Here is an 11,011-nt window from a genome sequence, read left to right as displayed (position 1 = left end):
TCGTTCTAGCGAACGAGTCGTGTTAAATGGCTTAAACGGAAGGAGACCCGTAACGGGTATGACTTCCTGACCATTTACCTACTCGCTAAAGTTAGAGGTAGATAGAAGTTTGTACGTTGAATGTATGACAAGTATTGAATCAAGAGTAAGACTAAAGAGATTTAGCGATGATTACAGCCAGACCTTAACAGGAACGGCATCAGCTTTTACATATTGATTTATTAAGCTTAGGCTTGATAAATAACAGTTTATGTCTGGCGGCCATAGCGATGCGGCCCCACCTGATCCCATCTCGAACTCAGAAGTGAAACGCATTAGCGGCGATGGTAGTATGGGGTTTCCCCATGCGAGAGTAGCACACCGCCAGACTCCCATTTAGAATGAAGCCACCTTAATCGGGTGGCTTTTTTCGTTTCTGCGCTATGGAAAAAATAACTGTAGTCACAATCACATTTCAAAGCTTGTTAACGTAGTAGGCGGCTGGTTGTCATACTTCCCTGTAGCTGAGTCCAGCCCGACATCCATGTCGGTCGTTCAAACGGCTGGAGCGGTGCTCCAGAGAACCCCGTTTTCACCCATCGAGTGCTATGCGGGGCATCCCATGCAATACTGGTTCACGTAATAAACGGCTAGGTGTCACCCATCCATGGGGTTGCGTCCAGTGCAGCATCCATGCTGCCCGTTCAAGCGGCAGGAACTGCGTTCCTGAAAGCCCCGCTTTCACCCCCATGCGAGAGTAGCACACCGCCAGACTCCCATTACACGAAAAGCCCTGACCAAACAACGGTCAGGGCTTTTTCGTATATGCGCTTCGCGCAAAAGCAACTCAGCAACAAACCTTCATGGTTGTACTAGCCGCGGTATAAACACGTCCATGATGAAGCGCACCCAGCCACGCCTTCCTTGGCGTGTCGTGCGGCTGGATGTTGCTGCGCAACTAAAGATACCAGCCTTACCCAGACTCCCATTTAGAATGAAGCCACCTTGATCGGGTGGCTTTTTTCGTTTCTGCGCTATGGAAAAAATCAACTGTAGTCACAATCACATTTCAAAGCTTTTTAACGTAGTAGACGGCTAGTTGTCATACTTCCCTGTAGCTGAGTCCAGCCCGACATCCATGTCGGTCGTTCAAACGGCTGGAGCGGTGCTCCAGAGAGCCCCGTTTTCACCCATCGAGTGGCATTCAACTTTAGCGCTTTGCATGAAATCTGAAGAACAACCCATCCCTGGTGTCGCGCACCAGCCACGCCATCTATGGCGTGTCGTTCAGACGGGCAAAGCTTCGCTTCGCAAAAGCCTCCGTCTTCACCCCCATGCGACAACCGCGTTGCGCGGTATCTGATACGCAGTGCGCTAGTGAGGGAAAGAGCGTGACGCTAAACGCTATTATATTTTCGCTACAGCATTCTTTATGTTCGTATTTAACTCTTTTTTGCCGCTTAATTTAAATTCACTGACTAGGGCTTTCGCTGATTTAAATTGTATAAGTGAGGCAACTAGAATATATGATTCTTGTGGGATCTGGCTGGGGCACTCAATACATGTCAGTTTTTGTAATACGTATGCAGCTAATGCTTGGGAGAACGACATGTAAGGCGTATTAGATATCAGGTATCGTTTAACCCGCTGGTGAGTATGTGAACTTAGCTCTTTTGGGTGACTGTGAGTTAATAGATGTGTTAGTAGCGTTGTATCCATGCTTTGGTGATAACGTGAAGCGTGGTAGGTAAGCTCTTCACTGAATTGTATCTGTACGGTTTTTAGTAAGCTGGCAGTCAAATCAGTTAATGGCTTACCAATGACTAAACTCACTTCATCACTTGAGGCATCGCGCTTGAACCCGAGCTTAAGCGGGAGATAATGATTATGTGTCCAAAAGCTAAGTAGCTTGGGCGTTGCGCCAAAGGAACTTGTAAGTAGCGTGATCCCTAGCTCCATCGCGGTTGCTTCAATAAATGTTAGTAACGCGCTTGCCAAATGTTTGCGTCTGTAAGCATTAGTAACGGCTATTCGCACAATACGCCATTGTTCCATTTTTACAAAGGTGTCATCCGCACAATGGAACGCCAAGTTTTGCGCGACCAAATGACCGTTTACTCTTCTACTTCCATTAACGATCCCTTGAGATACTTCACCAAGCGGATTTCCGCCTTCTGAGCAAATCAATGCGACGCCAATCACGTCGTCACCTAGAGTACAGGCAAATATACGTTGCTCAGGGGCGTCAAGTAATCTAAGTAGATCATCGGGGCTGGTTTGATAGTGGGCGTTGATGAGTAATGAGAATACTTGTTTTAGTATATTTCGAGAGTTCGCTAAGAGATCTTTTGTAACTTCTATAAACGCATAGTCAACTGAGTGCTCTGCAAAGCCTTTATTGCCGCTGGTTCCTCGAATTTGATTACTGCGCTCGATTAACGGTTTCGAACTGGCTGCTGAAGTTGAATCTTCCATGATAAAAACGCGAAACCAGAAGTGTTCTAAACAATCATCTTTATACCAACGTATTGGTGTTTTGAGCACTAGATTCTTCCAACCTTTATACTCATTTTCTAAATAAGGCTTAAAGCGCAATTCAAAGCCGCGGCCTGCTCCTTCGTAGCCATGCACCGTTGAACTTAAAACCACTCTGAAATACTTATCCAATAGTGCTTTTAGTATAGAGGATGGGATCGCAGCCGCTTCGTCGATAAATAGCAGATCAGTTTGATAATCACCTTCGACTAGCGCATCTGGGGCGACAAATACAAGAGCATGCTCGATACTAGTGTTCTCTTCGATATCAGCAAATGCAAAAACTTGCTCGACATTACGCTTGTTTGGCGCAGTAATGATTATCTTACTAGTGTGTTTTGTAATTAACGTTCGCGCTGCAAGACCAAGGGCTGATGATTTTCCTCTGCCTCTATCTGCGGTTATGACTAAAGGACGCTTTCTATGTCCAGTTCTGAGACGCAAAATGCTGCTAATTGTTTGTTCTTGTTCTGGTGTAGTGCTATTGAGTTTTCGACTTAGTTCTGCCGATGATACCTCCTTATTACGTCCTGAAAACGAAGTAGGGGTGATAATCACTGTATTGTCATCTTCCTCAATCATTGAAATCAGACGCTTGATAAATCGACTCGGCTCTATGACTTGAGAGAAGCCGTAGGAATAACGCGAGTGAGAAAGAGGATCAGAAAAATGAGGCCATCGGTTGAATTCAGGACATAATATTATCATTAGGCCATTCGCCCGAATCGTGCCGCTAAAGGCCATGAGCGCATTTGCACTTATACCTGAGAAACAATTAAAAATAACCGTAGCGTACTCAGTGCCTAAATATTGTCTATATGCTTTAGGGCTTACAGGGGGCTCTTTATCTGGTCTATCTCCTACCCACAAGATTTCTTTGTCAGAAGGAGTAATAATGCTGACTAAACTTTGCGCTTGATTTTCAGCCCATTCTTTTGGGCCACTGATCACCGCTAATTGGCGATGAAAAATCGCGCTTTTTCGCTGTTTTGCCCATTCTTCTATTTTAAAGTGTAAATCCACGCTGATATTATCTGTACAATGTGCCGGAAATTACCGCCAGTTTAAGCAAAGTTACCAAGGAATACGAATGCGCTTTTTATCAAGACGATTAGTGATGCCAAATGACCTTAATTATGCCAACTCATTATTTGGAGGGAGAGCGTTAGAGTGGATCGATGAAGAATCTGCGATCTACGCAATTTGCCAATTGGAGACTAACCAATTAGTAACGAAGCATATTGGTGAAATTAGTTTTGAATCTCCTGCTTTGCAGGGAGATGTTGTTGAGTTTGGATTAGAAACCAAACAGGTTGGCCGTACTTCTATTACAGTGACGTGTTTAGTAAGGAACAAAGAGACCAAAAAAACGATATGCCTCGCAGACGATATCGTTTTTGTCCGAGTTGATCGTGAAACACGTTTACCTGTCGCTCATGGCAAAACATTTGAGGTGTTGCAAGAGCGAGCAAAACTAGAAATGAAAGGGTTGATTTAATGTGGGGCACGGCGTTCAAAAGAGACTCTGCCTTTAAGTCAATCACGGGAAAAACTTGGCTCGCATTGGCATTAAGCTTTATATCGATTAACAGTTGTGCGATTGCTGGCCAATCAAAGTTTTCAGTCGTCGAGACGCTTTCTTTACCGGGAACGTTAGAGGAAAGTTCAGCCTTGTATTGCGAATCTCTCGACCGTGTTTACAGTCTAAATGATTCGGGTAATGCGCCGATTGTTTTTCAACTGAATGAAAAGGCGGAGATTGTATCTGAGCGCACTCCCAAAAATGTGAAAAACAGAGACTGGGAAGCGTTAACGGCCGATGATACATTTTTCTACGTAGGGGACATCGGCAATAACCGAGGCACACGTAAAAATGTACTTATTTATAAATTCCCTCGTAGTGAGAGCGATACCGGGAAAACGCAAACACTCAGTGTGTCTTATGCAGGAAATCAGCCTAAAGAAAATGAATCGCTAAATCATGACTTTGACGCAGAAGCCTTGGTGGCTGTCGATGATCATTTAGTTTTATTTTCAAAAAGCTGGCTCACGGATAAACTCAGAGTTTACTTGGTCGATAAAAATGAAAGCAAGCAAAAGCTCAGCGCTAACGTCACAGTAGAAGGCATTCCTGGTGTAATCACCGGAGCTGACTACGACAAAATGAATAAGCGCTATGTTTTGGTTGGTTATCCTTCGAAACGCGTAGGATTTGGGGACCCATTCATGGTGTTACTCGACGACAATTTTGCACTAATTGATACGATCTCACTTGCAGGATACGGCCAAGTAGAAGGTGTGTGCGCGCATCCTTCAGGGCAAATATGGTTTACCCAAGAATCATCCATTTTTAGCAGCAGTAAATTAGTCAAACTTACCCTAGGGAGTAACAAACTGACCTGATGCCTTTAATACACTGCTAAACAGCGCTTGCGCTGGGTGACAGTATTGCTACACTGTCGCCGTTAACTAAAGTGTTTGTTTCTTTGTTAACGACCAAGGGGTGCCGAAAGGCTGAGATTTATCTGCATATAAGATATGACCCTTACACCTGATCCGGATAATACCGGCGTAGGAATGGTTATTTCGTTCACATCTTCATATGTAAACATCTCCCATTTATCTGCCGCAAAGCCGGATCTTTTCAACCTTTACTGAAGAGATCCCAATGAAGTTTTGTTCTACCTTACTTGCTTTATCTATCGCATCCAGTTTCGCTAGCTACGCTGAAGAGTCAGCAGACATTGAGCGTATAACGGTCAGTTCTGACTTTCGTCAGCAAGAGTTAATGTTCATACCAGCTAGCGCCACCATTTTGAGTGACACGCAAATTGAATCTCGTCAGGCGCAACATCTAGAAGACATTTTAAACGTTGGCGCCAACATTAATTTTGCCAGTGGTGCATCTCGCGGAAGATTCATTCAAATTCGTGGCATCGGTGAGCGCAGTCAGTTTTCAGAGCCGAGTAATCCGTCAGTTGGATTTTTAGTAGATGATTTTGATTTCTCAGGTATTGCTGGCGTGGGTACCTTATTTGACGTTGAACAAGTTGAAATTTTACGCGGCCCACAAGCAACCGAATTCGGCGCAAGCGCGATGGCGGGTGTGATAAAAGTTAAAACGGTAGATGCAGGTCCTGAGCAAAGCGGCAAATTATCGTTCTCACTGGCCGAACAAAATACTTGGAGTCTAGGCGGTGCCTACGGTAATGCCATTACCGACAATTTGTTTTATCGAGTGGCAGTCCAACAGTTTAAAAGCGATGGCTTTGTAGAAAACACTTTTTTAAATCGCGATGACACTGACAACCTTGATGAATTTACTTCGAGAGTAAAATTAAAATATCTACCAACAGATTGGCTGACATTTGATCTCAACTACCAATATTTCGATATCGACAACGGCTATGACGCGTTTTCTTTGGAAAATACTCGAGAGTCGCGGGCTGATGAGCCTGGCTTTGATCGTCAAGAAACCCATGCACTGGGGCTTAAAACTGAAATAAATACCGAATTGACTGATGTATTTATTATTCTGAGCCAATCGGATTCAGATATGGGGTACAGCTATGATGAAGATTGGACATATGTTGGATTTCACCCTGATGAATACTCTTCTGTAGATAGTTATTTTAGAGAGCGTGATACGGATAACATCGATATACGCTTGTTATCGAACGATAACTCAACGTTATTCAATGGAACAACTCAATGGCTATTTGGCTTGTATTCGAAATCTATGGATGAAAGCTTGTTGCGTCAGTACACCTACGCTGATGGGGACTTCACCAGTCAGTACCAACAAGATAACGTTGCCGTGTATTCTCAAGTGGATACGCAATTAACAGATACACTAAGTCTTCGCTTAGGCCTACGAGCTGACCGTTTTGAAATTGATTACCGTGATATTAGCGGCTTCAGTCAAAGCAATGATAAAACCTTAGTCGGTGGCAAAGCCGTACTCGATTACAGTATTGATAGCGCTTCAGTTTATGCCAGCGTATCAAGAGGGTACAAGGCTGCAGGCTTTAATCCCGATGAGCGAGTCAGTGAACAAAGACGTATATACCAGCCAGAGTACAACTGGAATTACGAAGTTGGGGTAAAAGGTAATTTTATAAACTACGACGCGTTTATCCGCATGGCCGTTTTTTATATGGACAGAGAAGACACCCAAGTAAATGATTATGACGTGCAAACGCGTGCCGACGGCAGCGCGACGTTTATCGATATAATAGGTAACGCAGATACAGGTACTAACTGGGGCTATGAATTAGAAACCGGTTGGCAGGCCAATGACAGTATTTATTTACATGCTAATTTTGGTTGGCTGGACGCTACCTTTGAAGATTATACCTTAGCCGATGGGTCTGTTGTTGATAAGCAAGACCAAGCACAAGCACCGAATTATACCTTCAATATTGGTGCAAATGTGCAGCTATCTGAGCAAATCAGCTGGTCAATAGATGCAGATGGTAAAGACGAGTACCGCTTCTCAGATGGTCATGATGAAAAATCCCCTTCTTATGTATTGGTCAATACTGCAGTGCGTTTTGACGTGCAAGATTGGTCATGTTCTGTATGGGTAAAAAATGTGTTTGATCGGACGTACTATGTGCGTGGCTTCGGTGGATTTAACAATGACCCGCGAGAAGGTTACGCTACGCCAGAACCTTACTATCAACTAGGTGACGGCCGTCAAGTTGGCATTAGCGCCCAATACAGCTTTTAAAATAAGGATTTGATAATGAAATTAGTTGCAGAAATTTCAATGTACCCGTTAAACGAACAGTACATTGAGCCAATACAAACTTTTATCGATCGTTTAAACGAATATGCCCATTTAAAGGTAGTAACCAGCGCAACCAGCACCTTAGTCAGTGGTGACTATTTAGCGACCATGCAAGTACTAGCGAAAGAAATGCAGCGTAGTCATCAAGAAGTAGGGCAAGCAATATTTGTTTGTAAATTTCTAAATGGTGAAAAAATGAGTAGCGATGTGTAATGCAAAGCTTAGTTGAGCTGTTCGATAATATTGCCCAACAGTTAGTTGCGCTACCTTGGCTAGAAGCACAGTCTTGGTTAGAAGCAACAGCGGTGATACTCGCTGTTGCTTATGTGTGGCTAGCAGCTAGAGAGAATATTTGGTGCTGGCCTTGTGCATTAGTCAGCACAGGCATATACACGTGGCTGTTTTGGGAAGTTTCTTTATTATTCCATACTCTCTTGAATGCCTATTACTTATTAATGGCGGTATATGGTTGGCAGCAATGGAAGCAACGTGAAAGCGACGCGTTACCGATTCAAAGTTGGTCTATTCAAAAACACTTACTACGCATAGCGGTATTAACTGTTGCTGCATTTGGATTAACCAGGTTTGCTAGTATGTGGTTAGATTCTGAGTATCTTTACTTAGATGCGTTTATCACTGTATTTAGCGTTTACACTACTATGATGGTGGCGCACAAGGTCCTAGAGAACTGGCTGTACTGGGTCGTAATCAATAGTTTCGCTTGTTACCTCTATTTTGCCAAAGAGATGTATATGACAGGGATATTATTTATCTTTTATGTGCTGTTTGCAGTCTATGGGTATATAAATTGGCGACAACAACATATAGGTAAGCGCTATGCCTCATCGGTATCAGCTTAACTCGGGGCAGTTAGCTGAACTTGCCTCTCTCGATTATTGCCAAAACGGGTTCAGCTTGAGGCAAGTACAAAAGGGCGGTGCTGTTAATACAAGTTATTTTTTAACAACACCTTCGAATCGGTTTTTCATGAAAACCTTCGAATCTGATCAAGTCAATCAACTTGCTCGACAACATTTATTTGATGTACAAAAAAAGATTTGGCAAAAAGGGATGGCCTGCGAGCCAGTTTATCTTTCCACAACCGCTGGCTTTCAACTCGACGCCTGGGTTGAGTGTCATACATTGGTCGATAGCAAAATGGATAACGAATCTAAAGCCCGCACATTAGCCAATACCTTGTACACTATTCATGGTTTGCGTATCACTGATCACGTACTTGATTTACCAGCACAATGGGCCGGGTATTTAGCTCAATTGCCGCAGGAACAATATAGCGCTGAACGTAAAGAAGCGAAAAAACTGGCGAGCAGTTGGTATGCAATTCCTGAAGATGAGTTAGTATTTTGCCATAATGATTTATCTTTCGAGCATGTTACAACGAATACACCCCAGCTCATATTTGATTGGGAATATTGCGCATTATCAAATCGTTATTTTGACCTAGCTGCCTGTATTGATGTGAACAAGCTTATGCCTCAAGAGCACGCATGTTTGCTATCAAGCTATGCGCAACACGCTAAATTACCCCTCTCGTTGGTGATGGAAAAAACCACTCAAATGCTGCCTTTGGTGAGTTTAACCAGCCGACTTTGGTACGCGGTAGCAAATCAGCTCGCGACTTCGCAAAGCGCTTCTGGCGATAAATTAAGCGGTTGAACTCAAACTGCGGGTTTTACGTATAAAAGCACTTTACCTTTCATCCGCGTTCCGTATAATTCAGCAGCTCAGCAGGGGTGTAGTTCCAATTGGTAGAACAGCGGTCTCCAAAACCGATGGCTGGGGGTTCGAATCCCTCCACCCCTGCCAATTTTCAGCTTCACTCTTCAGTTATATCACCCATGAATTCAAAATAACTTTTTTACCCAATTGGAGGGTGAGAAGCCCCATGGGGTTTGACAAATTGTCTGGAACAATTTGTACCGCGCCGCGCCGTTTACGGTCCGGTACAGGGAAGTACGTGAGTACATCCCTCCACCCCTGCCAATTTTTCAGCTATTCTCAGCGATTAATTTCAATCTTGAGTACTTCTTCTATTTAGATATCGTGATAATCTACGCCCATGAATGCAAAAACTCACAATACACTTAGCTCTTATCAATGCGCTGTTCTTAGCCAATTAGGAATTACTACTTGGCAACCTCAAAGCGCAGAGAACCTCAAAGCTGAAAGGCCAACACAAAGTGTAGCCTCGAACATTGAGCCACCCAAAACGCTCGAAAATAATAAGCCTAGCCCCATACCGGATGCAATAAAGCGTTTTAAATCTAAGCCAGACGCTGCACCTTCAAGAAAGTCGGTGCCAAACAGCGTCGTGTTAGGATTTAACCTTGCAAGCGAACCTAGTGCACTGGTGAAAGATGTATTACTAAGTCTTGGTCTGCCGACTGAAGGGCCCGAGGTGATCTCTAAAGCGAATAGCGCAGAGTATTCGGATTATCTTTTTGCGTGGGAAATTGATGAAAAAATCGCATTGAAAGGGCGTTTACTTACAACTCCCTCATTAAATAACGGGTTTTCGGTAGCCACTAAAAAGCAATTATGGACGTTTTTATCTCGCTTTCAGCTCAATGATGCCGAACGTATTAAAGCTTAACGCCCATAACTACCATCAGGCTTATTCAATCCATTGTAATGGGCACTCTCATCCGTGGTCAGAATCTGTATTCGCTGATTGCTTTACTGATAACTATCAAGCGTATGCACTGCAGCATGACGATACTGTGGTGGGCTTGTATGTGGCGCTATATGTACTGGATGAAGCAACCTTAATGGATATAGGAGTTGATGCAGCTTATCGCGGTCGTGGTTTGAGTCGAGTGCTCATGTCACATTTTTTAGCACAATGCACAGCGAGCGATATTCATTACGTTTGGCTAGAAGTGCGAGCTTCTAATCTTGCTGCAATAGGGCTGTATGAAGCGTTTGGATTCGAACCGTTAGAACGTCGCAAAGGGTATTATGAAACGCAGGATGGGCGGGAAGACGCTTTGATGATGAGGTTAACGTTAAATGCTACAGAATAATTGAAAAATCGATGAAGCCCTTGCGGGCTTCGCATCGAATTCATTATCTACGAGCTGAAGAAATATTTAGCTGTTGAGTAGGATCTTGACGTTCAATCGCTAACTTTACAAACTTCGAAGAGTTGTAATTACAACCAACACACATAGCAATGAATTGATTCATGCTAGGGCTGCCAATTTCTTTTTCCCAGTTTTCATAGGTTTTACGTGTTTTAACATTAGCAAGTTTAGCCATTTTAACCGTAGTTAAACCAGCGTCTTGTCTCATTTTTCTAAGATCTGCACCTGTAATATACATGCTTTTATTCCTCATAATATTATTGAAACTACAACAGAGCTAAAACAGCATATAAAAAAACTCTGTTTTTCTATTGTCAGGTGCAGTGTATGTCAGCAAATGTGGATTGGATTCCACAAGGTGAATTAATTTCACATTATTTGCTTGTTTTTCGGGCGGAATAATTACCTATTTTAGGACGATTGTTGCAGAGGGAAATGCTGCAAAATCAGCCTCATCCAGTGAGGCTAAGCTTACATTTAAGTGATCTCTGGTGTATTCCCTTACCTTTAACGGATTAAATTAAGTAAGCACATCAACAGGCGGTTTCATTTTACTGCTGGTCATGGCGATAACAGGCGGTTTCATTTTGCTGCTGGTCAA

10 protein-coding genes, 1 tRNA gene, 1 rRNA gene and 1 riboswitch are annotated in these 11,011 nt (G+C 43.3%); of the genes, 10 read left to right on the top strand and 2 right to left on the bottom strand.

The window, feature by feature from the left end; genetic code table 11:
• The first annotated feature begins 253 nt into the window (after positions 1 to 253).
• Positions 254 to 369, top strand: a 5S ribosomal RNA gene (gene rrf / locus GCHA_RS19625).
• A gap of 1,017 nt (positions 370 to 1,386) precedes the next feature.
• On the opposite strand, the gene GCHA_RS19620 is transcribed toward rrf, so the two are convergent.
• Positions 1,387 to 3,537 carry a tRNA(Met) cytidine acetyltransferase TmcA gene (locus GCHA_RS19620; protein ID WP_007991464.1) on the bottom strand — a complete coding sequence of 717 codons (2,151 nt, stop codon included), beginning with the start codon at positions 3,535 to 3,537 and terminating at the stop codon, positions 1,387 to 1,389.
• A gap of 67 nt (positions 3,538 to 3,604) precedes the next feature.
• On the opposite strand from GCHA_RS19620, the gene GCHA_RS19615 reads away from it, so the two are divergent.
• The 9 genes from GCHA_RS19615 to rimI all read left to right on the top strand — a co-directional run bounded on the left by GCHA_RS19615 (position 3,605) and on the right by rimI (position 10,350).
• Positions 3,605 to 4,012 carry an acyl-CoA thioesterase gene (locus tag GCHA_RS19615; protein ID WP_007991462.1) on the top strand — a complete coding sequence of 136 codons (408 nt, stop codon included), beginning with the start codon at positions 3,605 to 3,607 and terminating at the stop codon, positions 4,010 to 4,012.
• Positions 4,012 to 4,917: a hypothetical protein gene (locus GCHA_RS19610; protein WP_007991460.1), complete on the top strand. Its 906-nt coding sequence runs from the start codon at positions 4,012 to 4,014 to the stop codon at positions 4,915 to 4,917. The genes GCHA_RS19615 and GCHA_RS19610 overlap by 1 nt, the downstream gene beginning before the upstream one ends.
• Positions 4,918 to 5,003: 86 nt before the next feature.
• Positions 5,004 to 5,109: riboswitch (TPP riboswitch) on the top strand.
• A gap of 73 nt (positions 5,110 to 5,182) precedes the next feature.
• On the top strand, positions 5,183 to 7,246 hold the full coding sequence (locus GCHA_RS19605; protein WP_007991458.1) for a TonB-dependent receptor: 2,064 nt from the start codon (positions 5,183 to 5,185) through the stop codon (positions 7,244 to 7,246).
• Positions 7,247 to 7,261: 15 nt separating this feature from the next.
• Positions 7,262 to 7,519 (top strand): hypothetical protein, encoded by a 258-nt coding sequence (locus tag GCHA_RS19600; RefSeq protein ID WP_007991456.1) that lies wholly within the window; start codon positions 7,262 to 7,264, stop codon positions 7,517 to 7,519.
• Positions 7,519 to 8,166 (top strand): nicotinamide riboside transporter PnuC, encoded by a 648-nt coding sequence (gene pnuC, locus GCHA_RS19595; protein ID WP_007991455.1) that lies wholly within the window; start codon positions 7,519 to 7,521, stop codon positions 8,164 to 8,166. The genes GCHA_RS19600 and pnuC overlap by 1 nt, the downstream gene beginning before the upstream one ends.
• Entirely contained in the window at positions 8,144 to 8,983 is an 840-nt protein-coding gene (locus tag GCHA_RS19590; protein WP_007991452.1) for a choline/ethanolamine kinase family protein, read from the top strand. The genes pnuC and GCHA_RS19590 overlap by 23 nt, the downstream gene beginning before the upstream one ends.
• Before the next feature lie 73 nt (positions 8,984 to 9,056).
• A tRNA-Trp gene (locus GCHA_RS19585) sits at positions 9,057 to 9,133 on the top strand.
• A gap of 253 nt (positions 9,134 to 9,386) precedes the next feature.
• Positions 9,387 to 9,920 carry a DNA polymerase III subunit psi gene (locus tag GCHA_RS19580; RefSeq protein ID WP_007991450.1) on the top strand — a complete coding sequence of 178 codons (534 nt, stop codon included), beginning with the start codon at positions 9,387 to 9,389 and terminating at the stop codon, positions 9,918 to 9,920.
• Complete coding sequence (gene rimI, locus GCHA_RS19575; protein WP_013754308.1) at positions 9,895 to 10,350, top strand: ribosomal protein S18-alanine N-acetyltransferase; 456 nt, start codon at positions 9,895 to 9,897, stop codon at positions 10,348 to 10,350. Before GCHA_RS19580 ends, rimI begins: the two co-directional genes overlap by 26 nt.
• Before the next feature lie 43 nt (positions 10,351 to 10,393).
• On the opposite strand, the gene GCHA_RS19570 is transcribed toward rimI, so the two are convergent.
• Positions 10,394 to 10,648 carry a helix-turn-helix domain-containing protein gene (locus GCHA_RS19570; RefSeq protein ID WP_006993853.1) on the bottom strand — a complete coding sequence of 85 codons (255 nt, stop codon included), beginning with the start codon at positions 10,646 to 10,648 and terminating at the stop codon, positions 10,394 to 10,396.
• Positions 10,649 to 11,011: the final 363 nt, after the last annotated feature.

The organism is Paraglaciecola chathamensis S18K6 (assembly GCA_000314955.1).
Taxonomy (GTDB): Bacteria; Pseudomonadota; Gammaproteobacteria; order Enterobacterales; family Alteromonadaceae; genus Paraglaciecola; species Paraglaciecola chathamensis.
The sequence above is the reverse complement of the archived record's forward strand: the minus strand, read 5'-3'. Positions and strand labels throughout refer to the sequence as shown.